Consider the following 25,733-nt stretch of genomic DNA (forward strand, 5'->3'; position numbering starts at 1 on the left):
CGCACGAGGTGGAGCCGGAGCCTCCCCCACCCAACCCCGACCTGGCCCGCGTGCAGGCCATGGAACACTTGCAGTTGCTGCGCCGCTTGGCGGCGGACGGCCTAGTCGGGCAGGCCCGGCAAGCGCTGGCGGCCGCCGAAACCGCACTGCTGGCACGGCAGCAAGCCCTGGCGCAGGCGGCCGACACGCTGCAGCTGCGGCGCGCAGCGCAGACGGCGGCCGCAGCTGCGCAGCCGCTCTCCATCGCTGCGCTGCAGTGCTGGCGGCAAGAGGAAGCGGCGCTGCTGGCCGGCCTGGCGCGGCGGCGCGATGCCGTGCACGCCCAGCACGCCGCCATCGACCAGGCGCGGCGCGAGCTGCAACTGGCACAACAGCAACGCCGGCAGTTGGAGGCTCGCCGCGAGAAGTTCACGCAACTGCTCGAACAGCTGCGTACGGCGGACTAACGGACTGGAACGAGAGTGGCGCGAGCGAAGCACGCGCGGATGCCTTGCAGGACAAGGCGCAAAGCGCAGCAGTTGCATGCTGTCGCGAGTATTGGCTACAGCACGCGGCGGCGCCTCCGATTCGCGCGCTGCGACCAACTAAGACCGAACGCTATGGAACCGGTCCGATAGATGGCCAAACGCTCAAGGCGGTCGAGATACCCATGCTCTAATTTTCTGCTGGTGCCCGTGGGGCGCCGCTCCTCTGGAAAAAGGCAGCAATGAATCCAACGCCTGACAGCAAACAACAACAGCAAATGCTGGCCTACCTTGGCCAACTCTCCCGCACCGCCACCAGCTCGTCCAGCCCGCTGCGCCGCTTCCTGTGGCGCTTCGAACGCTCACAGGACCAGCAGGACGACATCATCCAGCAAGCCCTGCTCGAGGCGCTACGCTGCAGCCATCACGACCTGCGCGGCGCGTCGGTGCAGACCTGGTTCTTCGGCGTGCTGGCCAACGTGGCGCGCCATCATGTGGCGCGCCAAGTGCGGCAGTCGGAACGTACCGAAAGCCTGGACATGTGGCAGGACGGCAGCGAGCGTAGCGCAACGCCCGACGACAGCACCCCCTCGCCCGAGGAAGTGACACATTTCCGTCAGCTGGCCAGGCGCCTGGAGGAAGCCACGCGCGAACTACCGCCGCGGCTGCGCCACACGCTGGAACTGGTGTGCCTGGACGAATGCAGCTATATCCAGGCTGCCGAACAGCTGCTTGTACCGATCGGTACCATCCGTTCTCGCGTCAATCGTGCCCGCATGCTGCTGCGCCGTCAGATGGAGTTCGGGGCACAGCAAGCCTGGAGCGAGTAATTCGGTCCTAAACTGCGCGGCAGCGGGCCGTGCCGCCGCGCCAGGTGCCTAAGATGCAGCGCTTATGGACATCAAACGCCCCACCACCACCCTGTGGCCCTTCCTGCTGGCCGGCGCCCTGTGCTCTGGCCACAGCGTTTTGCTGCATCGCTTGGCCCAGCCCTCGGCAGGCAGCGTTCCGCGCGCGAGCGCGGCCGCCGAAACGGCCGCGCTATGGTCGGCCCTGTATCCCGAGGCCAGCATCGCCCCCCACAGCGGCGGCGCCGACGCACGCGACTCCGGTGAGCTGCAGGCGCAGGCGCGCGCCTTGCGTTGCACGGTCCTGCTGTCGCGGCGCCCCAGCTTGGCCGCGGTGCAGGCGCGCAACGCCATCTCCGGCACGCAGCTGCCGGCGCTGCAATGAACGGCTGTCAACCGCGCCCCGCAGGACGGCACGCCTGCTGGGCCCTATTGTTGACCGCGTTGGCGCTGCTTGGCGCATTGGCCCATGCAGTCGCCGGCAACGCCGCCCTGCTGCACTGGGATCATCGCCTTTCGCATTGGTGCGCAAAGCACGCCACCGGTTGGCTGACCCACACCATGCACCTGATCAGCCTGCTGCACAGCGTGGCCGGGATTCTGGTCCTGGCTACGCTGCTGGCCTACTGCATGATCCGGGCGCGCGCCCGCCTTTGGCTGCTGATCCTGGCATGCGGCCTGCCAGGGCTGATGCTCCTGAACCTGTTGCTCAAGCAGGTCGTGGCGCGCCCCCGGCCGCTGTTCGACACGCTGCAGTCTGGTCAGCTCGCCACCGGCTTCAGCTTCCCAAGCGGGCACACCGCCCTCGCCACCATGCTGTACGCCCTGGGCGCCGCCTGGCTCCTGTCGCGCACCCGCGGCCAATGGCGCCGCGCGGCGATCGTACTGCTGGCCGCGCCGCCGGTGGTGCTGGTAGCAGCCAGCCGCGTCTACCTGGGCGCCCATTATCCCTCCGATGTACTGGCGGCAATGGCCGAAGGCCTGGGCTGGTTAGCAGCCTGTCTGCTGGCTGCGAACGCCCTGCACGGCCGGCGCGTGCCACCGCTGCTTGGCGCCGCGCCGCCGGCACGCCGGCACACCACGCTCGGCTTGCGCCTGCGCGCGCTGCCTGCGCCCCGCCTGGCACGCCGCTGGCTGGCACTGCTGAACAGCGACAGTGCGCTGCGCGACCTGCTGCACGCGCAACCGGCGCTGGCGCACAAGCCTTGCCTGCCCTGGTTCAGCCTGCGCTTGAGCCGCCCGCGACGGGTGGCGGCCCTGTGCAGCCACTACCGCTTCGTCCTGCAGCGAGGCTGGGGTGGTCAGCTGGCGGCGGCGGCGCGCCAGCCGCTGGAACTGGCGCACCTGCCCGGTCGCGGCGGCGCAACCTTTTGCGTCAAGCTGGGCGCCGCTGCGCCGCTGGCACCCCACGGAGAACAGCTGCTCTACCTGTATCGGGACGCGCAACCTTTGTACGCTATGGCCTTCTGCTTCGTACCCGACGATGGCCGCATCGAACTGGGGATCGGGGGGGTGCTGGATGCATGCGGCGAAAGCGCGCCGCTACTGGCGCATGAGCTGCATGGACTGCATCCCAGGGATTTGCTGTTGCGCCTGCTGCGCCAGCTCGGGCACGCCCTGGGTTGCAGCCGCCTGCTGCTGGTCAGCGACAGCAACCGCCCGCGGCGCTGGCGGGTTCCACACCGCCGCTGCGACCGGCTATGGCTGGCACTGGGCGCCGAACGGCGCCCAGACGGCGACTTCAGCCTTCCCTGCCTGACGTTAGCGCTGCATGGAACGCCAGACGGCACGCTCACGCAGTGCGGCCAGGATTTACTGCAGGCCGCCAGCCGCGCCGTGTTGGCCCGGCTCGGCCCGAACGCTAGCCGCGACGTGCGGTGACGCTCATTCGCCTTCGACCAGCCGGCGTAAATGCGGATCGCGCACCGTCAACACCTCCAGCACGCCAAGCGCGCGCAGCGCCGGTACGGCGGCCACAATGTCCTGCTCGGCAATCGCGCGATCGGCGGGCGCCGCATCCGCATCGAGCCAGGTCCTGGCACTGACAATAAACGCGCCGACCGTGCCTTTGCGCACGATGACGCCCTCGAAATCGCGCTCGTTCAAATGATCGGGCAGCATGTCTTTTGCTTGCATATGGGAGATCTCCGAAGTGATAGGAGCCATTACTGTAACCACCCGGCGCCCCCAGCGCTACGCCGCTGGCGCCAATTGCTAGCTCATTTCCGCCAATCATGACGAGCTTCTCCTTGCTTGGCGCCGACGCCGGGTCTGACACCGATCAACCGCCACTATTTGCCGTGGCGCACCGCCAACGCGAGCGCCGCTGGCACCGCCATGCACGCGGACAGCTGGTGGGTGCCGCCAGCGGCCCGCTGGCGGTGGAGGCTGGCGGCGGCCATTGGCTGGTGCCAGCCAACTGCGCGGTCTGGATACCGCCCGGAATAGCGCACGCGGTGCGTGCGCGGGACGCGGCCTGGAGTTTGTATGTGGCGCCCTCAGCTTGCGCCGCGCTGCCGCGCGAAACGCGCATCCTGGCCGTTTCTGGCCTGCTGCGCGAAGCGCTGGCGCGCGCCATGTGCTGGCGCGGCAACGTGCCCGATGCGGCCCAGGCGCGCCTGGGGGCCGTCATCATCGACGAAATCAGCGCCCCTCCAGCCGCGCCCGGCGGCCTGTCCATGCCGCGCGAACCGCGCCTGCTGAAGATTGCGCAGGCGTTGGCGGAAGATCCGGCCGATCCGCGCCGCATCGGAGAATGGGCGGCCTGGGCCGCCATCACGCCGCGCACGCTGACGCGCCGCTTCGTGGCCGAAACTGGGTTCAGTTTCAGTGCCTGGCGCCAGCGCGCCAGGCTGCTGCGCGCACTGGAGATGCTGGCGGCGCGCCAGTCCGTGACCGCCGTGGCGCTGGACCTTGGCTACGACAATGTCAGCGCCTTTATCGCCCTGTTCCGGCGCGTGTATGGCACGACGCCGGGGCAATATGCCGCCTTGGCGGCGATTGCCTGAGGGGCGCGCTCAGGCCGCCTGTTGCCGCTGCAGTTTGAGATAGTCCTCTTCCACCAGCACCGCCCGGCGTGCCTTGATCAATTCCGCCGTCACCTCCCGCTGCGACGCCAAATCGTTGGAGCGCGCGCGCACCGCCACCAATTGCGTGGGATTGTGATAGCCCGCCTCATGCAGGATCTCGTCGACCAGTTTCACCTTGCCGCCACGGCTCTTCAACGGCTGGGCCGGGGCTTCCATTTCAGTCATGGCATTGACGAAGGCAGTGGTGACCTTGCGTTCAAACTCGGTATCGCGCAAGCCCTGCTGTTCCAGGTACTGCGAATGATCGTCGAACACGTACAGCTTGCCGGTGGTGCGGTCGGCGGCGCCGGCCCAGGCCTGGCCGGCCGGCAAGTCCGCCTGGGCCGTCGCCTCGTCGAACACGAACTGCCATTTGCCCTCGGCGCGCTCGGGCATACGTTCCAGCAGGTTGCGGAAGGTCCGACTCTTCAGCAAACGCTTGCACACGCTCTCGAAGGCTCGCGGGGCGGCGCCGTCCGGCAGCTCGAAGCGTTCGCGCAACGCATCCAGGCGCCGGCCGGCGCGCAAGGTCGCGCTTGGCCTGGCCGGTGGCTGCCGCTGCGCCTGCTGCAACTGCTGCCATTGCGTGACGGTCGGGCGTTCGGCAAGGCGCTGTTCCAACACAACGGTGTCCGCAGTCGGTGGCAAGCGGTGGCGGTTCAGCATTTTGTCGATATGGTAGGAATCCAGTTGCGCATCGTTCGCCGCCACCGGCACGCGCGGGTCCGCCGCCCCCCGCCTGAAGTCGGCGTACGTCACCCGTTCCGGCACGTCCTTGCCCATTTCGAACAGAATGCGGTCGGCCAGGAACGATGGGCTGCCGGTGTCGGTGGGCACGACAGGCCGAGCGTTCACGGTCTGGTCCGGCAAATTGGGGTCTTTTCCCAACAACAGGGCGTGGATCAGTTCGTGCACCACCGCGTTCTCCTTGGTATAAGTCGGCACGTCATTCGCGGCCGTGTAGGCGTGCACCATCGTCGCCGGGATATCGATTGCGCGCGCTTGATGATCGGTTCTCGGATTAATCGCGTGCGTAGTTTGAACACGGCCGCCGAAATGGATTTTCCATAAGCGCCGGTCTACGCGGCGGCCATGGGCGTCAAAGTGATTCATGATGCGACGGAAAGTTTCGCTGCGGTCGTATAGTTGCTCCATGAACTGCCTGAAGCCTTGCATGCCGCTGCCGGGCTGGCCCGGCAGCTCCCAGCTCGTCATGCAGTTCCCGAGGTCGAACACAGCGAAATTCCGCTCGAACAAAGTGTTGAAATTCTGCCGGCTGCGGTCGTTGGCGGGTTTTAATAGCTCCTTCACGGCGACCACTGTCTCCCTGTTCGCGACCCGTGTGCCGTCGCTGGTCTTTTTCCGGCCGGAATGGCCCGGCAGGGGCATCCCGCCCGCCAGTTGCTGGTCGTTGCGGTAGCCGCGTGACGTCGGGTCCTGGTGGATCAGCTTGCCATTCTTGACCGGGTGTTCGGTCTGCCAGTCCAGCTCCTGATAGGCGCCGCCACGGTTTTTCACCGGCACCACCCGGTCCTCGTTCTCGATCAGGATCACTTCGTGTCCCTTCCAGGTCACACCGCGTTCGCCACTGCGCACACGCGCGGCTAGCGGCCGCAAGTCGCGCGGCACGTTCCCGTCGCGCACCTTGAAGTTGATGGTGCTGGCGATATGCGCCTCCGGCAGCAGGTCGCCTGGCGTCGGCGCCTTGAATTTAAATGGCACGTCGTCAATCCGCGGGACATCCTGCACGCCGAGCTTGCCCGTAATGCGCTTGAAATCGGACAAGGCTTGCCCCATCCCAGGCTTGAGCAGCTTCAGGCTGAGGCTGCGCAAGTCGCCGGCCGAGCCTTCGAGCAGATTTAGAAAGCCCATCAGCATCTCGATCTTGTCTCCATGCTGCCAGCCTTGGTAAATGCCCCATATCCCACCGACGATCGGAATACTGCCCAATTCGACGTTCAACATGGTTATTAACTGCTTGTGGTACTCGCTTTCAGCCTTATACGGCTCGGCCACGCTACGCATTTCCAGCTCAATGTCGACGTCGCGCATCGGCGCCCCGCGCAGACGCAGGTTTTCCTTGGCCTTGGCGCGCACCCAGGGATCGCTCAGCAAGCGTTCGTTGTATGCCGTGACGGCTGGCTGCAAAAAGTCAATGGGCTTGACAAATCGTGTACCGATCCACATTTTACTGCCGTCAAGCAGCGGCTGGTCGACGCACTGCATGAACTTCTCCAGCAAGCCGGTATTCCTGGCATACTCCGGATCCAGGCGGAACTCTTCTTGCAGTATCTTGAGGGCGGCGGCCTGGCGGTCGAAGCGCGGCGGATCACTCAGGGCTGCATACAGTCGTTCGGTGCCATACTCCACCACAGCGAAAGCCTTTTCCATCGGCGTATCGCCCACCACCACTTCGCTCAACAGGCCAGCTTGCTTAACCTTGGCTGCGAAGTCATAGACGACGTGCTTTGCGCGTACCCCAAATCCCGGTTCCTCGGAGCGCTCACACATGGCGCGCAAGCCGTTCAGCACCGCTTGGATGGCTTTGCGCTGCCTCTCAGCGGGTTGCTGGTCCCACCTCGCGCCTCCCCGGTTGTACCTGGCAGCTACGCTCGTCACCCAGGATTCCGGGTCCAGGGCGCTATTCGAGTTGCGCTCCTCGGGCGGATACGACAAGATGTGGCCTTGCGCCATCGCCAGGATCGCGTCGTAGCGCGCCTTCAGCTCCGCCGTGCTCATCACTTCAACGCCACTCGCGGCGGCCATGTGCTCCGAGAATTGCAGGCGCGGGTGCAAGGGAAAACTGCTGTTGTCGGCGGCCCACTGCTGCTCAGCTTCCACGTAAGCGCGCGCCAGTTCCTGGTTCGAGGCGAATGGGCCCGGTACCGGCTGGTCCCGATAGCGGGCCATACGGATCAGGGTACTGGCTACGGACTGCCGCGCCGTGCCGATTTCGAATTGCGTGCTTTCGCCCACGTCCGCGAACTTCGCCTCCAGCAGTTCGCGCTGGCGCGCCGCTGACAAAGCACGGAAGCCGGTGTCGATCGACACCCTGGGCGATTGCAGTACCTGGTCGAAAGTCTTGTTGTACGCGTCCGCGATCGCAAAGCCAGTGAAATATGGCGACGGCGCCGAAATATTGCGCGGCGATGCCAGCAACTGTTCCAGCGCATGCAAAACGACGTATTCTGTGCGCAGGTCGTCCAGCAGGCGCGTGCGCAATTGTTCGGAGCGCGGCATCGCGGCTTCGGCATCGGGACCGGGATTGCGCAACTGATGGTACAGTACGGCGGCTTCGTCCAGCCGCTCCTCATCCTCAAGCAGCGTGATGTCGAAAGTTCGCGTGAACTCTTCCGGCACCTCCTCGCCATAATGCTGAAACACACCGTGCAGCGCATGATAGGCGTTGACGCTCTGGTTGGCTTTGCTGTAGTCGACCCAGCCGCGCAGCGAACGGGCCAACGCACTGACGTAACGGCTGTCCTCCTGCACTTCCTCCGCCAGGTAGGCCGGCGTGGTGGTTTGCGGAATGGGGGTGGCAGCGGCGGCATTGCCCTGCAAAGTGACGGTGCGGATCAAGGTATCGAGCACGAAGTCCACCGCGCCCGCAGCGCTGCCAACTGCAGCCAGCATTGCCCCGGTACTCGTGTCCATGGGCTCCACATCCTGATTCTGGGGCATGGCAGGCGTCATCGCACCGGCCCCCTGCTGCGCGGCGGAGGGCACCGGTGGCGCGTCCTGCGCCGGCGGATCGAATTGTTTCGGCATCTGCTTTTGCAAACATCCGGCATATGCGGCGCTGTCCGAACCAGTCGCCCCCAGCAAGATCGCGGCAGTCTGGCCGGCGTCGCGGGCCGGATGCCGCGTACCGACGGGAACCGTCGCGTCGAACGCATTACGCAGCGCATTGAAGTTCTTCATGGCCTCTTTACTTGCCAGATCGGCCGCAGCCTGTTCGCGCCGCGAATTCGTACCGATTGCGCGCCTGCCCAGTTGGTCTCGACATAGCCTCTTGGCGGCCTCACTCGGGGCCACGTCGCAGATTTGCTCGTGCGCCCGCTTGGAGCCTTGAATGGCCGCCTTGCCACCGCAGGAGCCTGCATGGCCGATCACCTGATTGGCAAACTGCTCCGCGTCGTCGCCGCCGTTCAAGGTCGGATAGCCCGTGATTGGACGCCTGTAGGCGTCAAGCGGGCGCTGGTACTGCGCCAGCACCTGCCCCAAATACAGGACCACTGCCTTCAGACGGATACGCTTTGGGGTGGGCAAGTGCTGGTAGATGCCCTGATCGTTCAGAAAAGCCTGATTCTCCAGTTCCGACGTCGCGCCCAGCAGTAGGCGCGCCCCATCGGTGCGCAGTTCCCCCCGATTCACTTGGCCATGTATTTCGCGCCACAGGCCCTCGCGCTGGCGTAGTTGCTCCAGATGCCGGGCCGGAACGCCCTCTTCCGCCAGGTTTTGCAGCACCACGTCGGTGAATTCGCCGAGGTCGCGCGGATAATCGTTCGGGTTGACCGTGATCCAGCTGGAGGTCGCCCTCGCCTCGCCTGTGCGCAGGCGATGCAGGGGCACCGGATCGTCCATGGGCGATCGCAGCACGTCTGGCGCGCCAATAGCAGTGGCGCCGTTGATACCACCTTCGGTTGCGGAAGCGCCACCCGGCCCGCCGGCGTCGGGCACCTTGGCGTTGGCGCGCAGGGGTGCCCCGACCATAACAGCGGCCACCTGCTTGGCAGCGTGAAGATAACTGGCGATCGAGCCGATACCCTTCACGTAATTGACGCAACTGAATGCGCCAGCAGTCCGGCCGATTACCGAGTGGTTATTCATTGCGTGCCTCGCAGTCAATGCAGAGTTGTCGGAGGCAGTATGGTAGGGGCGCTCCGGCGCGGCGGCGGCGGCGGCGGAGAATCTCGGACCAAGGGAAAGGCCGTCCGGCTAGCGCCGCTCGCGTATCCACTCGGTGGCAATGCGGCTTGCGGCGGCCACCACATCGTCGCGCATGGTAGCGTCGCGCGCGTGACGCGTGGTGTACACCGCCAGGACCACCGGGGCGCCCTCGCTCGGCCACAGGACGGCGATATCGTTGCGCGTACCGAAGGCGGCACTGGCACCGGACTTGTCCCCCACCAGCCAGCCGGGCGGTACGCCGGCGCGTATCAACGAGGCGCCGGTGACGCTGCCGGTCAATCCAGCCCGTAATTGCATGCGTTGCGGCGACGGCAACTCTTCGCCCAGGACCAACTGCTGCAGGCAGTGCGCCATCGCTTCCGGCGTCGCCGTGTCGCGCGGGCCGTCCGGGGCGGCATTCAGGTTGGGTTCCCAGCTGTCAAGCCGGAACGATTGATTGCCGATGCCATGCGCATAGGCAGTCACGGCGGCCGGACCGCCGATCAGGCGCATCAGCAGGTTGGCCGCCACATTGTCGCTGTAGCGCAGCAACGCGTCGACCAGTTCGCCCACCGTCATGCCATCGGCCAGATGATGCTGCGTGATCGGCGCATAGGCCACCATGTCCGCCGCCCCGTAATGGATGCGGCGCGCCAGCAGAGCCGGAGCATGGATGTCGCGTTCAAGGACCGCCGCCGCCAGCAGCACTTTGAAGGTGCTGCACACGGGAAAAGGCTGGTGCGCGCGATAGGTCAAGCGCGCGCCGTCCGCCGTATCGATGGCGCAGAGGCCGAGGCGGCCATCGAAGGAGCGTTCCAGGTCAGCCAGGCGATAGCGCGCACGGGGCACGCCGGCATCGTGCGCCCAGGCCGGCAAGGACAGTAGCGGCGCCAGCGCAGCAGCTCTCAGCAAGGCTCGGCGGCCGCTGTCGACGGCATGGCGCGAACTGCGGCCCGCGCCAGGGGATATTGCGGTTCGGTTCATGGCAAGCCCCTTAGCGCGTCGCCACCAGCTGCGCCATGCGCCGACGCTTGACCAGGAAAGCGTTGATCTCATGCTCCAACTTTCCGACGGTGATGTGGTCGGACGGCAGCGCCACATGGTAGACAAATGCCGCCAGGCGATCCGATACCGACAGTACCCCGCCTTCCGAGCCCTCTTCAAGGCAATTGTTCTGTAAGAGGCTCAAGGCAATCTCAGGCCGACGGTTGGACGACAGGGGGGCCAGCACGGCATACACGTACAGCCGGTGCGCGGCCGGCGCATAGCGTAGATAGATTTCGCTGCCGTCGCGCAGCCGCAATCCCGAGGAACCATCGCCATCGAGATCCCACCCAGTGATGCCGTTCTTGGCGCCCAGCGCGCGGACGCATTGCCGCACATGGAAGTCTTCGTTCATTTCTGCCATCCTTATTCCTGTTGCAATTCGCCGAAGCGGCATTACTGATAAGAAATAATAGAAGCAGAGTGCCGCGCGCCGGCCGCCCGACGCGGGATTTCGGACCGAATTACCCTGGGCGGGGCTTACAGGGCATCGTGGTGCCCCTGATCGAATTTTTCCTTCAGATAGAGCGCCAGCGACAAGTCATCCGCCAGACCCAGCTTGGTCATCGCGCTACGCTTGTGCGTGCTGACCGTCTTCTTGCTGCGGCTCAGGCGCTCGGCCACCTGGGTCACCGACAGGCCATTGGCGATGTGGCGCAGGACTTCCACTTCGGAAGCGGTCAATTGCTCATCCGCGCTAAGCGGCTGGACTTTGTCGATGCGGCCGCCGCGCACGGCAAAGAACGAATGCGGCAGGGTGGCCGCCATGCGGATCGCTTCGCCTAGCAGTTCCAGCGGCGCCGATTTGGGCACGAAGGCGTTGGCGCCGGCGCGGAAGGCCGCATACTCAATCTCGCTCGCCTTGCCGGCGGAGAAGGTCACGATGATCAAGTCGGGAAACAGGCGACGGATGCGCTTCAGGAAGTGGAAGCCGTCTGTCGTGGCCTCGGGCAGGTAGAAATCCAGCACCGCCGCGTCGCATGGTTGTTTGGCCAGCATGGCAGCAAAGGCATCTCCCGACGTTTCCTCCACTTCCACCTTGAAATCGCTCTGGCTGCGCAGGTAGGCTGCCGTCCCCAGTGCGATCACCGGATGGTCGTCCAGCACGGCGATATGCATCGTATGCATGGGGCGGGAAGAAAGCAGATATTGCCTCGTTAACATAAAGTACTCCATTAATGATTAGCGACCGCAACGCTGGCGTAGGGCTGGCTCGGTCAATTTTACTGCCGGCAAACAGTCTGCCGACACATTCGAACGTTATTCTTGCTGCACGGGCGCGATGCCCCAGCGCAGCAGGCAGTCGGCCAGCATCTGCCGCGTCATCGGCTTGGGCAGGTAATCGTCCATGCCCGCCGCCAGGCAGTTGTCGCCGTCGCTCTTCGAAGCGCTGGCGCTGACGGCGATGATCAGCGTACGCGGCAGGCCGCGCTTCGCCTCCTCGGCACGGATCGCGCGCGCCAGGCCATAACCGTCCAGCCTGGGCATCTGGCAGTCGGCCAGCACGATGCGCGGCTGCCGCTGCCGCCACTGCCGCAGCCCGTCTTCGCCATCGATGGCGCTGCGCACCACAAAGCCGAGCTTGTCCAGCTGGCGGGCCATGATGTCGCGGTTGATGTCATGGTCCTCGCATAGCAGCACGTCGGCTGCCAGTGCGATGGGGGCCGGCGCCTTGGGTTTGGGCCGTGGCCTGGCCGGCAGGCCGCCCAGCAAGCGTTCAGCCTCGCGCACAAAGTCGCTGCGGGTGAATACCGTGGTGGGTGCCTGCCCAGGGACTGCCAGTAGCCAGCCCGCGCTGCCGGCATCGCTCACCTGCAGCGTCGCCGTCGCCGCCGGCGCGCCAGCCATGCCCATCTTGCGTGTCCAGGCCTGCACCGCGCGCCGCAGCGGCGGCGAATCCAGCGCCACATGCGCGCTGCGCCCTGCCAGGCTGGGCCACGGCGGTGCCGCTTCACCCCAGGTCAGCGGCAGCATGACCAGCACCGTGGTACCGGCACCGGGGGCGCTCTCGACCACCACCGTGCCACCCATCATGTCGGCCAGTTCCTTGACAATCGATAGCCCGAGCCCAGTCCCGCTGCGGCTGGCGGCGCCCGGACGCTCTTCCTGGTGGAAGGGGGTGAACAGGCGTTGCTGGAACTCAGGCGACATACCGCAGCCGCTATCGGATACCCGCAATTGCAAGTGCGGGCGGCCGTGGCGCAGCAGGTTGCGCATTTCAACCGTCACCGCGCCGTGTGCGGTGAAGCGGATTGCGTTGCTGACTAGATTGGCCGTCACCTGGGTCAGGCGTACCGCGTCGCCCAGCACCAAGCGGTCGAAGTGGGGCATGACGGCCACCCCGAAATCGAGTTCCTTCTCGATTGCCAGTGGCCGGAACAGCACCGCGATATGGTCGGCCACCATATACATATCGAACGGCGCCTGCTCCAGGGTCAGCGCGCCAGCTTCGATTTTCGAGTAATCGAGCACATCGTTCAGTACGCGCAGCAGCAGCCGCGCCGACTGCTCTGCCACGTTCAGGTAGCGGCGCTGTTGCGGGTCGAGTCCGCTGTCCTGCAACAGGTCGATGACGCCGATCACGCCATTCATCGGGGTACGGATTTCGTGGCTCATGGTGGCCAGGAATACCGACTTGGCACGGTCCGCCGCCTCCGCCTGCTGGCGCGCGGCAATGGCATCCTTGCGCGCCAGTTCGGCCGCACGTCCGGCGGCGCGGATGCGGTGAATGGTCCAGCCCAGGCCGGCCAGCACGACCAGCACCAGGCAGGCAATCAGTAGCGCCGTGCGCCACACGCTCTGTTTGTCGTAGCCCACCGACAGCACGGTCTGGCGGCTGCCGTGCGCCAGCCGTTCCAGTTCGCCCGGCCGGTAGCGGGCGATGGCGCGATTCAGCATATCGCGCAGCACGGCATTGCCAGCAGGCAGCCCAAAACTCAGGAATTCCGCGCCGGACTGCTCTGCCGCCACTTGCAAGCGCCCTTGGTAGTACTGGCTGATCAGGTCGTTTGCAACGAACAGGTTGACATAGGCGGCGTCGGCACGCCCCGCCACAATGGCCGCCAGCGCCTCGGCCGTGCTGGCCACCGGCACGATGTCATACTCCTGCAGGCCGGGCGCAGTCTTGATGCCGCGCAGGCGCCAAGTGACTGCTGCCACCCGCCGTACGGCAGCGGTATCGTCAAGTTTGCGCACCCAGCCCCACGGTTCATGGGTATACGGTTTCGTTTCCAGGATGGCACCGTCACCGGTGCCCACCGTATAGGACGGCGTGACGTCGATCACGCCGCGCTGCAGCGCCTCGTGTGGCGCTTCGTAGCGCGAGAGCAGGATCGGTTCCAGCCGGATCCCGGCGCTCAGGCTGAATCGGCGCAGCAATTCGGCGCCCGGGCCATGCCAATTTTGTTCGTCGTCCAGGTAGTCGTATGGGCTGGTAAAACCGGGAATGCCGACTTTCAGCACCGGGTGGGCTTCCAACCAAGCGCGCTCATCGGCGCTGAAAGCCAGCGCGTGCTGGCTGGCCGTTTGCAGAGCATCGAGCCAGCGCACGCGGATATCGTTGCGCTCCTGCGTGGTCATTGCGCTCAACCCACCGGCCAGCAGTGCAATGGTGGCCTTATCGTCGTGCCGCGCCATGAAGTGCACCGAGCGGTTGGCCAGGGCCAGCTGGTGCGCCTCCAAAGTGCCCATGCCGCCGCGCTGGACTTCGGTCAGGCCGGCGAAGTAGAACCCCAGATAGGCATCGGCGCGTCCCTCGTCCACCGCCAGCACCCCTTCTCGCGGAGTAGCAACCGCCACCGCCTGCGCTTGCGGCGCGGCCTGCAGCAGGTGGTCGCGCCAGGCATCGCCTATCACGGCTACCCGCAAGCCGTCCAGCGCGGACAGCTTGTCGATGGAGGCTGCCGAGCGCGCCTGCACCACCCCTACCGGCAAGTTGGCGTAGGCAGCGGACAGCCAGAAGTCGCGCTGGCGCTGCGGAGTCCACAACATGTCGAGCAGGACATTGATCTCGCCGCTGCGCAAGGCTTGCTCGGCGGCGGCATAGCTATCGTAGTGGTGGTAGCTGGGGACGATGCGCCGGCCAGCCAGTACTGCGCGCAGAGTATCCGGCGTCAAGCCCTGGTGCATGCCGGAGGCATCGGCATAGTTCAACAGGTAATGTCCGCCGGCGTTGAACCAGCCCACGTGCAGCACCGCCGCGGCAGGCTCGGCCTGGCGCGCCGCGTGGGCGCGCCCCCCGCCCAGCAGCAAGGTGGCGCACAACAGCAGGGCAAGGGTCAAGGCGGTGGAAACGGTGCGCATGTCTGGGGCTGTGTCAAGGATGAAAATAATCATACACGATAGACACACTTTTCCGGACTGCCAACATGTCCCCAGAGCCGTCCGGCACAGGTGAATCAGTCCGATTTTTACACGGCCGCGCAAATAACTTTACGACTGAACAATATCCTGCCGCCGCAACTAGGACCAATTAACCCCCCGCCCCCCGCCCGGTCACGCACCGGGTCCTTGCTTCACGGAGCCACATCTTGAAAAATTTCATCATTCCCGCCCTGTTCTATTGCCTCAGTCAGGTAGCCAGCGCCGCGCCCGACCCCGGCCTCGGCGCCTGCTATTCTCCAGACGGACCGCTGAGCGAAGAACAGCTGCTCGGCCGATCCCGCTCGGAATGCGAGACAGCGCCGGGCGCCACCACCCAGACCTATCTGCGCTGCTTCTTCCGGGTCGACGACGACGCCCGCCGCCCCGCCACCAGCTATGCCTGGGCGCGCGAGGCCGATGGCGAGTATTACCGGGTCGAGGGCTACTGGTGGTCGGCCAGTCCCCTTCAATGGCGCAATATGTTCTATAGCGACGCCACGCAGGAAGCGCTGGCGGAAACTTGCCGCAGCACCCTGGAGCACGCCGGCATCGACCGGCCGCTGGCGATGTTTGCGGCCGCCAACAACGCGCTGTCGTTCAACCACACCATCTGGAGCAACGACGTGCCTACGCCGGCCGGTGCGATCAACAAACTCATTGCCTTCGGCGACAGCCTGTCCGATACGCAGAATATGTACAACGCTTCGCTGTGGCGGCTGCCGAACAGCCAGAGCTGGTACCTGGGACGGTTCAGCAACGAGCAAGTCTGGACGGAGTATCTGGCCCGGCACCTCGGCCTGCCTCTGTATAACTGGGCCGTCGGTGGCGCCGCCGGCGATACCGCCCACCTGGTAGTGCCGGGGCTGCTGCAGCAGGTCCGTTCGTGGCGCCAATATATGCAGGAAGCCAGCGGCTATCGCGCAGAACATACCCTGTTTACGGTCTGGATCGGCGGCAACGACTTGCTCACTTATGGCCGCAGCGTCGACCAGGTGAGCGCCAACGTCACGCAAGCGCTGGCCGAAATGGTCGACGCGGGCGCCCGGCACATCTTGCTGCTCAACCTGCCCGACGTCTCGCGCGCACCGGTCTTCAAATACCGCGGCGATGCCACCCGTATCGCCGCCCAGGTCCGCGACTACAACGCCAGACTGGCGGCACTGGTCCAACGTCTGCGCAGCCGGCATACCGACCTCAATCTCCAGTTGTATGATGCCTACGCCTTGTTCAACGACGTCTTTGCCAATCCGGCACGCTACCAGTTCGCCAACGTCACGGACTCCTGTCTGGAGATCAACCGCAGCTCCTCGCTCGATTACATGCTGCGGCAGCGCACCCGCGCCAGCTGCCGCGACCCGCACACCTTCCTGTTCTGGGATACCCTGCACCCGACCACGCAGACTCACCGCCTGCTGGCCGAACGCTTGGGGCAACAGGTGAAGGCCATGCTGCCGGGACTGCGCTGAAGACCTGCGCCGGGGTGCATCGGTCCGAGAAAGCAGCACCATGCCGGCGGCACGCCCCTGCCGGGGCTAGCATCACGCCCACCTGCCTGGCGCCCGGCGCCGAACCCTTTCCCAAGCCGAATCCGACAATGCACGATTACCCGAGCTTCCCCCACCCTATGCTGCAGCACTTGCGGCCCTGCATGCTGGACGGCGTGCTGCAATTCCCTGTCTACGCCATGCGCGGCGGCACCTCCACCGGCGCCGTGCTGTGGCAGCCCCAGCTGCCGCCGGCCGGCCCCCTGCGCGACGAACTGATCCGCCTGATCATGGGCGTTCCCTTGCACCACGATGTCCCGGGCGACCGCCAACTGACCGGCCTGGGGCGCGGCACCCCGACCAGCAACAAAGTTTTCCTGGTCGAGGTCGACGCGCACTCACGCGAGATCACCAGCACCCTGGCGCAACTGGCCCCGGGCCGCAGCGCCATCGACTGGAGCGTCAATTGCGGCAATATGTCGGCCGCCCTGCCGCTGTTCGCGCTCGACAGCGGCCTGCTGCCGGCCGGCCCCGAGAACGGCGACCTGCGCATCGCGATCCAAAACCGCAATACGGACAGTGCACTGAGCGCCCAGTTGCAGCGCGTCGGCGGCCGACTTGCGCAGGTGGCAATTCCCGGCGTGATGGGTTACCACCCTGGCGTCGACCTGCACCTGCATCACCCCGCCGGGGCCAAGACCGGCGCCCTGCTGCCCACTGGCCGCGCGCGCGACACCATTTTCGGCGTCACCGTCAGCTGTGTCGACGTGGCGGTGCCAATGGTGATCGTGGCGGCCTCCGAACTGGGCAAACGCGGCGATGAAACGCCGGCCGAACTGGACGCAGACAGCGACTTCAAAGCCCGCCTACGCGTTCTGTGGACCGAGGCCGGCCTGCGCATGCGCCTGCGCGGCGACGACGGCGCGCTGCTGAGCGCAGCCCGTCTGGCCGCCAGCGAAACCATGCCGAAGGTCTGCCTGGTGTCGGCCCCGCGCGAAGGCGGCGACATCGCGGCCCGCTACTTTACGCCGCAGCGGGCGCACGCGGCGCTGGCGGTCTCTGGCGGCTGCTGCCTGGCCGCCGCCTGTCTGGTTCCTGGGACAGTGGCCCACGCTCTGGCCCTGCCGCGCGGCGTGCCAGTCGGCGACCCTGGCCTGCATAGCGTGCACATCGAGAATCCGGCCGGTATCTTGACGACCCTACTGGATACGCGTATGGTCGACGGCCAACTTGACATCGTGCGCGCCGCCTACCGCCGCAGCGCCCAGGTTCTGATGCGAGGCCACGTGCCGCTGCCGCAGGCATCGCCCGCGCTGCTCGCGTGCTATGGCGCTTAGGCGACTGCGCGGCGCAAAGCGGCGTGCTTCATGATGCGACAGTCCGGCTCGTGAAGTTCTCGGTCGCCGCATTGCGCGACAGGCCGCCAGCGAAATCGGCTGCGGCGGACGACAGGGAAGAACATGGATGATCGTCCCTTGCAGCCAGCCGCAGCGCCCCGACCGCTTTCCGTCGTGCCGCGCAGATGCCCAAGGTATGGCGGCCAACACCGGCGTTGGCGCCAACCATGCCGCAAGGCCAGCGCCGTCAGCGGTTCTTTTCTTACGCCGGTCCGCCGGCTGGGTGCGGCAGCGCGCCCGGCCCGGCCAGGAGTCCAGGCGCTTGCGGCGTGACAATGGCGCGCTGGCCGGCCGCCCCTTCACGCGCAAAACTGCTCATTTCCTGCTTCAGCAGCCCCGTGTCCATCATGCGCAGCGACGTATGCGCCGGCGCTGTACTGGTCTCTGTCCAAGGCAGATGTTCATCCGCCCCGTGTTGGTTGCGCGGGTGCACGCGCAACACCTCGCCTTTGCTCACATCGATGATGTCCACTTGCGTCAGACCATCGACGATGAGGCGCACCTGGGACGCGATCCTGTCGCTCTTGGCTTGGCCCGAATGTCGGATCACCAAGGTGCTGCCGACGCGCATGACGTCGTCCACCTCGTTCACGCCGCTGGAGAGGATGCCTATCACCGTGCCATCTCCGACGCCACGCATGAGACACTTGCCGGTGGCGGTACGTTCGAACACGACGATGCCGTTCGACATCTTGCCCAGCACCGTAAAGCTTGCCTGCCGGTCCTCCGGAAGATCCGCCGGGCGATACACCTTATATTCGTCGCCGTAGTGCTCGGGTTGCAGCCGCACCCATCCCTTGCCCGCGCCATCCTCGATCGGAACGAATGTGTCGTGTTCATAAATCCTGGCCAGGTCGTCCGAGTAACCGCCCTTTTGCCGAACCACCGAATCCGCCATCTCCCCCTTCAGGCCCAGCAAGCGCGGCTTGCCACCGCCGGGGCGCAACGACAGGATGCGGCCATCGCCAGTCTCGATGACGAAGCCGTCGCCGCTGATCGATGCCGACTTGACCCATCCTTTGATGTCGGGCGGGCCGCTCAACGGGTCGGCGATTTCAAAGCAATCGGGCGCGCTGTCGTAGCGGGCGTCCAGCTTGTGGCTGTAAAGCTTGCCCATCGAAGGGTCGAACAGCCAAACCTTGCCGCCCATGATCCCCAGGTAATCCGGCCGCTTGCCCGGGGTGTTGCCCGCCACCAGCAGGTGGCGGCCGACGTCGTACCAGCCCGGGCTGATGCCGCCGTCCGCGCTTTGGATGCCGGCCACGCTGAGAATGCCGGCGCTCGCCTCCATGCTCAGATTGGCCAAGTCCTGCGGCAGAGTGGCCCGGTGTGCCGCGCTCCAGCTGGCATCGACGCCGAGCACCCGCCGGCTCAGATCGCCTGCGACGCGGTACAGCACCCCGTCGGCCGCACGGCCCAGCAATTCACCGGAGACGCGGTCATAGCGCCCGCCGGGCAAAGTCATACCCTGCGCGGGAATGCCCAGTACTTCGACGGTGCTACAGCCGAAACTGCCGGCCAGCGCACCCAGCGCGCCCAGCAGATTGCCCTGGTGCGCCTTGACCCAGCTTGCATCGACCAGCAGAATTCCTGCGCCATTGTGCGCGTTGCGCACCAGACTGGCCCCCGGCTCCGCCCGGCATACCAGGTAGCCGCTCTTGGCGCTGAAGCAGCCTTCCAAGGCCTGCCCGCCAGGGCCCGGATAGCCGATCACCTCCAGCTTGTCCGCCCCCTGCTCCTTCGCCAACTGCGCCAATGAGGTCAGCAAGGTCTTGGCGTGCGCTTCGATCCACCCCGCGGCGACACCGCCCAGCTCGATCTTCCTGGCCTGCGCGTCGACCTTGTACAGCGTACTGTCCGCCTTTTGCACGCACACCTTGGTGTTCGCCGGGCGGTCGATCCAGACCTGCGCGCCGCCGATGGCCAGATGGTCGCCCTGGAACGCGATCGCATCGCCCAGGCCCTTGGCGCCGGCGTCCAGCAGCCAGGTCGACTTGCTGTCGCCATTTTCCTGCAGGGTGACGCTACCGTAAGCACTCAAGGCCAAGGCGTATTTTCCACCTTTGCCCCGCATGCGGTACTGCATGTCCCAGTTGGTGCCATGGCCATCCTTGATCTGGGAGCGTGCCATATTTGGCATCACCAGGGTCTTGCTGGCCTGGCCCAGGAGCACGTCGACCGTGGTCGATTCGAACGTGAGATCGATTCCGGTCAGCTCATCCTCGCTCTTGATATAGGTCTTGAAACTGATCGGGTTGCCCCTATCGTCGAGTTTGCCGTCCATGCCGCGTATCACGGGACCCAGCCCCACGGTTTGCACGCCATGCACCATCTTCGCTCTGGCCGCCGGCATGAAGGGCAACAGCACCAGGTCGCGCTGCTCCGGCAGCGCTATGGTGTGCTTCACGCCCAGCCCTGCGTGGATTTCGAAGGTGCGGCCATCGTCAAACGGTTCCAGCGTAGCCTCCCAGCCGCCCGCGGCCGAACCGCCCATCCCGCGCCGCCCCTCCTTGTACTGCAGCATGTCGAACTTGCCGAAGGAGACGGTGTTGTGCTCCAGGTCGAGCGTACCGATCGGCACCCCGTATTGCGGAATCAACGCCCTCCCCTCCTTGTCCAGCCCATAACCGGCGTGGTGGTAGCCTGCGTTCAGGATGTCGAAGTATTCCTTGGTCTTGCTGGCGCGTTCGTTGCCTTGCTCGATCGCTTCGACCAGCCCGGCGACATACCAGCCGACGGCCGCAGCGGCCAGCCCCACGCCACCGAGCGCGCCAGCCACGGCTTCCGCACCGGCGATCTCGGCGACCACGCTCGCCACTTCGAGCCCGGTGCCCAGCAGGTCATTGGTGAGCTTGGTGCCAGCCACCATCTGCGCGTCCGGCGACTGGGCTTTGGCCAGTTCGATGGCGTCTTCGAATGCCAGCCCCCCTTTCAGCACCACGCCGGCCGCACCGAGAATGCTTGACATGTTTTCGGTTATCAACGCGACTTTTTCGAACTTCATCGCTTCATTGAGCGCTCCAGCAAAGGCGTTCAGGCGCTGCAGGCCCACCACCGAGTAATCGACCTGTTCGGCGACCTTGACAAAGGTCTCCGCTTGTAGCGACTGGCGTACGACTTCGCCCAGCTCCGCCTGCTCGCCGACCTGCACCTGCGCCTCCAGCGCTTCGTCGAGCATCGCGGCGTACGCGCCGCCCAGCGCCAGCTCTTGCGACCCGGGCGCCGGCGCACCGCCGCTCTGCGGTTGCAGCTCGCCGTCCTCGACCTTGAACTTGCTTTGGATGGCATTGGTCAGCTCGCGCGTGTAGGCCAGCGCCTGCCGCAAGGGGACAGCCCCGACTTTACAGGTGAGCAACTTGCTCGGATCGTTGCGTTTCATGAAACTGACCTGACCGCTGGCCGTGTCGTAGCTGCCCAGCATCGGCACCCATTCACTTCGCTCCAGGCCCTGCTGTTTCATCAACACGGCCAGGCCCTGCCGCAAGGCACGCGCTTGCTTGCGTGCTTCCAGCACGGCCATCGCTTGTCGCTCTTCTGCGTTAAATGAACCCATTTATCTCTCCTTGACGTGACAACGTTCAACAGCCAACGGGGCCAGGCCGCTGCCTGACAGCAGTCCGAACCGGGTTGGGAACCGGCTTCAGGCTAGCCTTTCGCTAACGAGGCAGCGCATCGACGGTGCAATTTCGGACGGAATCACGCGACCCGCACTCAGAGGCGTGCGGTGGGCGTCGCGGCGCCGAGGACGGGCAGCATGCGGATGTAGAGCAGTTGGAAGACCAGTTCGACGCAGGTCTGGGCCACGATGACGGCCGGCAGGATGGGAACGGCGCCCGGCACGGCCAGCGCCAGCGGCAACACCACCAGCGAATTACGGGTCGCCGCACTGAATGCGACGGCGCGGCCCGCGGTCGGCGCCAGGCCCAGACAGCGGCCGGCACACCAGCCCAGCAGCGGCGCCGCCAACGCGAAGGCCAGGTACACCGGCAACACCTGCAGCACCGCCGCCGCCGCGGCGCCAAGTTGCGGCAGCATAGCCACCATCATCAGCCACAGCACCAGCGCCGTGGCGGGCACCGTCAGGCTGGTCAGGCCGCCGGCGACGTGCCGGCCTGCGCGCGACGATGCGGCCCAGTATTGCAGCAAAGCTGCCAGGGTCAGCGGCAGCAGGATCATGGTGCCGAACGCGTGCAGGAATGCGGTGGGCCGTACCAAGTCCGCTTCGGCCTGGCCTAGAAACAGCCGCAGGTATAACGGCAACAGCGCCATCTGCGCCAGCAGCAACAACGGGGTTGCCGCCAACAGCAGGCGCGCGTCGGCCCGGCCAAGGTGGGAAAAGGTCACAACGTAATCGATGCAGGGCGCCAGCAGCACCAGCAGCACGCCCAGGCGCAACAAGGGCACCTGCGGCAGCCAGTGCAGCAGGAACACCACCAGGAGCGGGATGCCGACGAAATTCACCGCCAGCAAGGCGGCCAGGAAACGCCCCTGTCGCAGCGCCCGCCCCAGCTGTCCCAGCGGAACTTGCAGGAAAGTGAGCGTCAGCATCAATGCCAGGCAAGGCTCGATCGCCTGCGCCCATGCCGCACTGTGCGGCAAACAGTAGGCCCCCAGTGCGCCCAACAGCATGGCGCCGAAGTAGCAGGCGATCTGGTGGCGCTCCAGCGCCGCGCGCAATACCTGGCAAGCCGACGCGGCGCTGTCCACCGCTTCAGTCCTTCATGCAGGCGCGCACTTCGTCCAGCGTGCGCACTTGCGCCACCTGCGACAGCGCACCGGACAAGGTGGCGCGGTGCTGGTCCAGGCTGCGCGCCGCGCAGCAATCGGACAACACGGTCACCCGCAGGTCGCGGTCATGCCCCTCGCGCGCAGTCAGGTCAATGGCGTGGCACGTCGAAACGCCGGCCAGCACCAGTTGCCTGATGTTCTTGGTGCGCAGCAGTGATTCGAGCGGCGTGCCGTAAAAGGCGCTGACGCGCGGCTTGACGATCACCAGCTCGTCCGGATGCACGTCGAGTTCCTGGTGGAAGGCGGTGCCCCATCCACCCAGCTGCAGCGCACCGATCTGGTCGGCCTTGCCGAACATCGACCACGAACCGAGCGTGGTGCTCGTGCCGGCTACCAGGGCAACCTTGACGTGGCCGATGTGAAAACCCTGCGCCCGCGCCCAATGCAGCGCTTCGTTGCTGCGCGCGATCACGCCGCACGCCATGACCATTGGCGCGCAGCCGGCCATCTTGCCGTCCGGGTGCACCAGGTCGTTAATGAAATCGACTGTCAGGAATAAGGGCTTGGAATCGTTCATGAGACTGTCCTTGGGCGAGAAATGTGGCTGCGATGCTAACGCTCGGGCGCCCCGCGGCAGAGGGACCGCCTCATTTCCCGGACCAATTCCGAGAGGCGGGGTGCAATCGTCCTAGAAATTGCCCTTGGGAAGTTATTAGTGCTGAGTAGCCACATACTGCGGACCGGATCGGCAAGGCCCTTGCCGAATAATTCGATCAGACCAGGAAACTGTTCCATGAACCATAAACTGAAAATTGCCGCCTTGCTGCCCCTGTGCGCCACCCTGCTCGCCTGCGGTGGCGGCGGCACTCATGCCGGCGCTAGCACGTCCAGCCTGACCCCGGCTCCCGCCTTCAAGCCGAGCGGTTCGCAACGCCTGGCCGACGGCATCTGGTTCGGCACCAATGCCGATGGCAAGCCGGCCTTTGCGCTGCTGCACGGCCAGAACAACGATGCCGAAACCGAGTTCTATTTCGCCGACGGCGTTGGCGAGGACAATTATCTTGGCACCTATAGCGGTTTCCTCAAGCTCAACGATGGCGACATCGGCGGCGCAAGCGTCGTCGCTCCGCTCCACTTCGTGCATGCCGTCATGAGCGGCCACGCCGACGCCGCGAACACCCTGTCCGCCACCTTCGACCTGGCGGACCGCTATGTCGCCGGCGCACCATACGGCAGTTATGCGATGACTTACAGTGCCGACAACAACCGTCCCGCCAGTCTCGCGGAGGTGCGAGGCAACTACTCGCCCACGGCGCGTACACTGCCCGGCTACCAAGGCTACGACACGGCCACCACACCGCGCCTGTCGATCGACGCCCAAGGCAAGGTGATCGGCAAGTTGTTGGGCTGCAACCTGGATGGCTACATCCGGGTGCTGGATCCGTCCAAGAACATCTACCGATTTTCGGTAACGGCCAAATCGGATACGCCCGGCATGGGCTGCGTGCAGGGCGACGCTTCCGAATCGCTCGACCTGAATGGCTTCGCCGCCCTGGTCACCCTGCCCCACGACAAGGTGCGCAGCCTGATCTTCGCCGCAAGCGGCGGCAGCAACCTGCGCATGTTGGCCGGTGCGGTGCCCAAGCAGTAAGCCATGCACCTGCTGCCCCGCCGCCTGGTTCTGCGCTGCGCCGCGTGCGCGACGCTGGCAGTCTCCACTGCCCTGATCGTGCACGCCGGCGTGCTGCAATGGGCCGGGCAGCTGAGCGGCGCCCTGGCCCAGGGCCACGTCTTCCCCGGCCCGCAGCAATACTCGGCTGGCATCATTGCCATGGCCTGGCTCACCGCGCTGGAACCGGTGATGGCGCTGATGGCCTTGAATTATGGCGCAGGCCACCGCCTGCCGGCGCGCCTCCTGCCGCGCGCCGGGCTTCTGGCCGTGGCCGTGCTCGCACTAAAAGGCGACTTGTTGCGCCAGGCCTGCATGACCAGCTTGGTCGCCAGCGCGGCCGGCCTGGCCGCGCCGTGGCGCTATGGCCTGTTATGCCAAGCCGATGTCTGGCTCGCCAACGGCGCGTTGGCATTGTGCGTGGCCTGGCTGGGCCCGCGCCGCGCTCCACCAAATGAACCCAACCTGGAGCATCGATGAATCCCATTCCCCTTTCGCGGCCAGCAATCGCCATCCTGCTATTGTTGCTGGCCTACCCGCAACTGAGCCAGACCATGTACGCGCCGGTGTTGCCCGACATTGCTGCCGCCTACGGCGTCAGTGCCGGCCAGGCGCAATGGACCATGAGCTTGTACTTCGCCGCCTTTGCCCTTGGCGTCCTGTTCTGGGGCCGCATTTCCGACCTGAAGGGACGCCGCCCCGCCCTGTTCGGCGGTTTGTGCTGCTACGTCGCCGCCGCCGCCCTGGCGCTGGTGGCGCGTAGCTTTACCGTCCTGTTGCTGGCGCGCGCCTGGCTGGCGTTCGGCATCAGCGTCGGCGCCGTCGTCATGCAAACCATGGTGCGCGACAGCTACCAGGGTCCTCAGCTGACCAAAATGTTTTCCGCCGTTGTCACGGTGCTGGCCTTCTCGCCGGCCATTGGCCCCGCCTTGGGCATGCTGGTGGCCAGCCATTACGGTTATCACGGCGTGTTCGCCTGCCTAGGGCTGCTGGCCGCGCTGGCACTGCTGTGCGCCGCCTTCATGCCGGAAACCCGGCCGCGGCATCAGCCGGCCCCGGTGCCCATGCTCCGCGTCGCGCGCCATATGCTGACCGACCGCCATATCTGGATCTCGGCCGCGCTGGTGGCCGGCTTCAACCTGATCCTGTTCGGCTATTACGTGCTGGCGCCGCACACGTTCGATGAATTGGGCATGCCGCACTGGCTGTCCGGCGCCAGCGGATTGTTGCTCGGCCTGGCGGCCGTCGGCGGCGCCCGCCTCAACAAGCTGGCGCTACGGCACTACCGGCCGCGCCAGCTGATCCGCCGCGCCTGCCACGCCGGGCTGGCGGCGGCCCTGCTGCAGTTGCTCGCCCTGGCCGCCGGCGCCCGTGCGCCGCTGCCGGCGGCGTGCGCCGTGCTGGCCACGCAGGTGGTCCTGATGCTGTGCTTCGCCTGCGCCATTCCCAGCATTTTCGCCGCCTCCCTGCAGCACTACCGCGCGGTGCAAGGCAGCGCCAGCGCCATGTACGGACTGACCTATTACCTGCTGATCGCCGCCGGCCTGGCCGCACTGGGCGCCCTGTACCACGCGCAAACACTGGCCCAGCCGGTGTTCATGCTGGTGGTCAGTGCCGTCCTGATGCCGGTGGCGCATTGCTGGGCACAGGACTGAAAGCTGCCACCGCATGGTCCTGGCCCGTGGGCGCGGCGGCGCGCCGCCCGCTCGGCAGGCCGGACCGGTCCTGCTTTTCGCTTCCCGCAAGCGCAACGCGCCTCATCGTGTGCATGATCCATGC

General features: G+C 65.9%; 20 protein-coding genes. 10 read left to right on the plus strand and 10 right to left on the minus strand.

Features of this window, described 5'->3' with window-relative positions:
- Positions 1-59: 59 nt before the first annotated feature.
- The 4 genes from ACN9M3_RS20300 (at position 60) to ACN9M3_RS20315 (ending at position 3,193) form a co-directional block, all read left to right on the plus strand.
- Positions 60-446: a hypothetical protein gene (locus tag ACN9M3_RS20300; protein ID WP_426162336.1), complete on the plus strand. Its 387-nt coding sequence runs from the start codon at positions 60-62 to the stop codon at positions 444-446.
- A gap of 260 nt (positions 447-706) precedes the next feature.
- The gene (locus tag ACN9M3_RS20305; RefSeq protein WP_426162337.1) at positions 707-1,294 is read left to right on the plus strand and encodes an RNA polymerase sigma factor; all 588 of its coding nucleotides are present in this window, start codon (positions 707-709) and stop codon (positions 1,292-1,294) included.
- 64 nt (positions 1,295-1,358) lie between these two features.
- Positions 1,359-1,697 carry a hypothetical protein gene (locus tag ACN9M3_RS20310; RefSeq protein WP_426162338.1) on the plus strand — a complete coding sequence of 113 codons (339 nt, stop codon included), beginning with the start codon at positions 1,359-1,361 and terminating at the stop codon, positions 1,695-1,697.
- Positions 1,694-3,193 carry a DUF535 family protein gene (locus ACN9M3_RS20315; RefSeq protein WP_426318462.1) on the plus strand — a complete coding sequence of 500 codons (1,500 nt, stop codon included), beginning with the start codon at positions 1,694-1,696 and terminating at the stop codon, positions 3,191-3,193. Before ACN9M3_RS20310 ends, ACN9M3_RS20315 begins: the two co-directional genes overlap by 4 nt.
- Positions 3,194-3,196: 3 nt before the next feature.
- On the opposite strand, the gene ACN9M3_RS20320 is transcribed toward ACN9M3_RS20315, so the two are convergent.
- A complete protein-coding gene (locus ACN9M3_RS20320; protein ID WP_426162340.1) occupies positions 3,197-3,448 on the minus strand; it encodes a hypothetical protein in 252 nt (83 codons plus the stop codon).
- 98 nt (positions 3,449-3,546) lie between these two features.
- On the opposite strand from ACN9M3_RS20320, the gene ACN9M3_RS20325 reads away from it, so the two are divergent.
- Positions 3,547-4,320 (plus strand): AraC family transcriptional regulator, encoded by a 774-nt coding sequence (locus tag ACN9M3_RS20325; RefSeq protein WP_426318463.1) that lies wholly within the window; start codon positions 3,547-3,549, stop codon positions 4,318-4,320.
- A 9-nt stretch (positions 4,321-4,329) separates the two neighbouring features.
- Here ACN9M3_RS20325 and ACN9M3_RS20330 read toward each other — a convergent pair whose 3' ends face one another.
- From ACN9M3_RS20330 to ACN9M3_RS20350, 5 genes are all read right to left on the minus strand, one after another.
- Positions 4,330-9,210 (minus strand): hypothetical protein, encoded by a 4,881-nt coding sequence (locus ACN9M3_RS20330; protein ID WP_426318464.1) that lies wholly within the window; start codon positions 9,208-9,210, stop codon positions 4,330-4,332.
- Between the two features lie 108 nt (positions 9,211-9,318).
- The gene (gene bla / locus ACN9M3_RS20335) at positions 9,319-10,254 is read right to left on the minus strand and encodes a class A beta-lactamase (protein WP_426162343.1); all 936 of its coding nucleotides are present in this window, start codon (positions 10,252-10,254) and stop codon (positions 9,319-9,321) included.
- Positions 10,255-10,264: 10 nt separating this feature from the next.
- Positions 10,265-10,669 (minus strand): type III secretion system chaperone, encoded by a 405-nt coding sequence (locus tag ACN9M3_RS20340; protein ID WP_426318465.1) that lies wholly within the window; start codon positions 10,667-10,669, stop codon positions 10,265-10,267.
- Between the two features lie 125 nt (positions 10,670-10,794).
- Positions 10,795-11,478, minus strand: a complete 684-nt coding sequence (locus ACN9M3_RS20345; RefSeq protein WP_426162346.1) for a response regulator — start codon at positions 11,476-11,478, stop codon at positions 10,795-10,797.
- Between the two features lie 96 nt (positions 11,479-11,574).
- Entirely contained in the window at positions 11,575-14,616 is a 3,042-nt protein-coding gene (locus ACN9M3_RS20350) for an ATP-binding protein (RefSeq protein WP_426318466.1), read from the minus strand.
- A gap of 227 nt (positions 14,617-14,843) precedes the next feature.
- On the opposite strand from ACN9M3_RS20350, the gene ACN9M3_RS20355 reads away from it, so the two are divergent.
- The gene (locus ACN9M3_RS20355; protein WP_426162349.1) at positions 14,844-16,142 is read left to right on the plus strand and encodes an SGNH/GDSL hydrolase family protein; all 1,299 of its coding nucleotides are present in this window, start codon (positions 14,844-14,846) and stop codon (positions 16,140-16,142) included.
- Between the two features lie 128 nt (positions 16,143-16,270).
- Positions 16,271-17,497, plus strand: a complete 1,227-nt coding sequence (locus tag ACN9M3_RS20360) for a PrpF domain-containing protein (protein ID WP_426162350.1) — start codon at positions 16,271-16,273, stop codon at positions 17,495-17,497.
- Between the two features lie 28 nt (positions 17,498-17,525).
- On the opposite strand, the gene ACN9M3_RS20365 is transcribed toward ACN9M3_RS20360, so the two are convergent.
- From ACN9M3_RS20365 to ACN9M3_RS20380, 4 genes are all read right to left on the minus strand, one after another.
- Positions 17,526-17,726 carry a hypothetical protein gene (locus ACN9M3_RS20365; protein WP_426318467.1) on the minus strand — a complete coding sequence of 67 codons (201 nt, stop codon included), beginning with the start codon at positions 17,724-17,726 and terminating at the stop codon, positions 17,526-17,528.
- A 33-nt stretch (positions 17,727-17,759) separates the two neighbouring features.
- On the minus strand, positions 17,760-21,110 hold the full coding sequence (locus ACN9M3_RS20370) for a TcdA/TcdB pore-forming domain-containing protein (RefSeq protein ID WP_426318468.1): 3,351 nt from the start codon (positions 21,108-21,110) through the stop codon (positions 17,760-17,762).
- Positions 21,111-21,268: 158 nt separating this feature from the next.
- Positions 21,269-22,186 (minus strand): arsenic resistance protein, encoded by a 918-nt coding sequence (locus ACN9M3_RS20375; RefSeq protein WP_426323813.1) that lies wholly within the window; start codon positions 22,184-22,186, stop codon positions 21,269-21,271.
- Between the two features lie 82 nt (positions 22,187-22,268).
- A complete protein-coding gene (locus tag ACN9M3_RS20380) occupies positions 22,269-22,862 on the minus strand; it encodes a cysteine hydrolase family protein (RefSeq protein ID WP_426318469.1) in 594 nt (197 codons plus the stop codon).
- A gap of 216 nt (positions 22,863-23,078) precedes the next feature.
- Between ACN9M3_RS20380 and ACN9M3_RS20385 the strand changes: the two genes are divergently transcribed.
- The 3 genes from ACN9M3_RS20385 to ACN9M3_RS20395 are packed head-to-tail and all read left to right on the plus strand — an operon-like array spanning position 23,079 to position 25,609.
- A complete protein-coding gene (locus ACN9M3_RS20385; RefSeq protein ID WP_426162353.1) occupies positions 23,079-23,936 on the plus strand; it encodes a hypothetical protein in 858 nt (285 codons plus the stop codon).
- A gap of 3 nt (positions 23,937-23,939) precedes the next feature.
- Entirely contained in the window at positions 23,940-24,434 is a 495-nt protein-coding gene (locus ACN9M3_RS20390) for a hypothetical protein (RefSeq protein ID WP_426162354.1), read from the plus strand.
- Complete coding sequence (locus ACN9M3_RS20395; RefSeq protein WP_426318470.1) at positions 24,431-25,609, plus strand: MFS transporter; 1,179 nt, start codon at positions 24,431-24,433, stop codon at positions 25,607-25,609. The genes ACN9M3_RS20390 and ACN9M3_RS20395 overlap by 4 nt, the downstream gene beginning before the upstream one ends.
- Positions 25,610-25,733 lie beyond the last annotated feature (124 nt).

It is taken from the genome of Pseudoduganella sp. R-43 (assembly GCF_049913255.1).
In the GTDB taxonomy this organism is placed as follows: Bacteria; Pseudomonadota; Gammaproteobacteria; order Burkholderiales; family Burkholderiaceae_D; genus Rugamonas.

Excerpts from the sequence above, each read along its gene's own strand:
- ACN9M3_RS20305 (WP_426162337.1), top strand. The coding sequence starts at position 707 with ATGAATCCAACGCCTGACAGCAAACAACAACAGCAAATGCTGGCCTAC.
- ACN9M3_RS20340 (WP_426318465.1), bottom strand. The coding sequence starts at position 10,669 with ATGAACGAAGACTTCCATGTGCGGCAATGCGTCCGCGCGCTGGGCGCC.
- ACN9M3_RS20315 (WP_426318462.1), top strand. The coding sequence starts at position 1,694 with ATGAACGGCTGTCAACCGCGCCCCGCAGGACGGCACGCCTGCTGGGCC.
- ACN9M3_RS20390 (WP_426162354.1), top strand. The coding sequence starts at position 23,940 with ATGCACCTGCTGCCCCGCCGCCTGGTTCTGCGCTGCGCCGCGTGCGCG.
- ACN9M3_RS20310 (WP_426162338.1), top strand. The coding sequence starts at position 1,359 with ATGGACATCAAACGCCCCACCACCACCCTGTGGCCCTTCCTGCTGGCC.
- ACN9M3_RS20385 (WP_426162353.1), top strand. The coding sequence starts at position 23,079 with ATGAACCATAAACTGAAAATTGCCGCCTTGCTGCCCCTGTGCGCCACC.
- ACN9M3_RS20325 (WP_426318463.1), top strand. The coding sequence starts at position 3,547 with ATGACGAGCTTCTCCTTGCTTGGCGCCGACGCCGGGTCTGACACCGAT.
- ACN9M3_RS20370 (WP_426318468.1), bottom strand. The coding sequence starts at position 21,110 with ATGGGTTCATTTAACGCAGAAGAGCGACAAGCGATGGCCGTGCTGGAA.
- ACN9M3_RS20350 (WP_426318466.1), bottom strand. The coding sequence starts at position 14,616 with ATGCGCACCGTTTCCACCGCCTTGACCCTTGCCCTGCTGTTGTGCGCC.
- ACN9M3_RS20365 (WP_426318467.1), bottom strand. The coding sequence starts at position 17,726 with ATGGTTGGCGCCAACGCCGGTGTTGGCCGCCATACCTTGGGCATCTGC.
- ACN9M3_RS20380 (WP_426318469.1), bottom strand. The coding sequence starts at position 22,862 with ATGAACGATTCCAAGCCCTTATTCCTGACAGTCGATTTCATTAACGAC.
- ACN9M3_RS20395 (WP_426318470.1), top strand. The coding sequence starts at position 24,431 with ATGAATCCCATTCCCCTTTCGCGGCCAGCAATCGCCATCCTGCTATTG.
- ACN9M3_RS20320 (WP_426162340.1), bottom strand. The coding sequence starts at position 3,448 with ATGCAAGCAAAAGACATGCTGCCCGATCATTTGAACGAGCGCGATTTC.
- ACN9M3_RS20345 (WP_426162346.1), bottom strand. The coding sequence starts at position 11,478 with ATGTTAACGAGGCAATATCTGCTTTCTTCCCGCCCCATGCATACGATG.
- bla (WP_426162343.1), bottom strand. The coding sequence starts at position 10,254 with ATGAACCGAACCGCAATATCCCCTGGCGCGGGCCGCAGTTCGCGCCAT.
- ACN9M3_RS20330 (WP_426318464.1), bottom strand. The coding sequence starts at position 9,210 with ATGAATAACCACTCGGTAATCGGCCGGACTGCTGGCGCATTCAGTTGC.
- ACN9M3_RS20300 (WP_426162336.1), top strand. The coding sequence starts at position 60 with ATGGAACACTTGCAGTTGCTGCGCCGCTTGGCGGCGGACGGCCTAGTC.
- ACN9M3_RS20360 (WP_426162350.1), top strand. The coding sequence starts at position 16,271 with ATGCACGATTACCCGAGCTTCCCCCACCCTATGCTGCAGCACTTGCGG.
- ACN9M3_RS20375 (WP_426323813.1), bottom strand. The coding sequence starts at position 22,186 with ATGCTGTTGGGCGCACTGGGGGCCTACTGTTTGCCGCACAGTGCGGCA.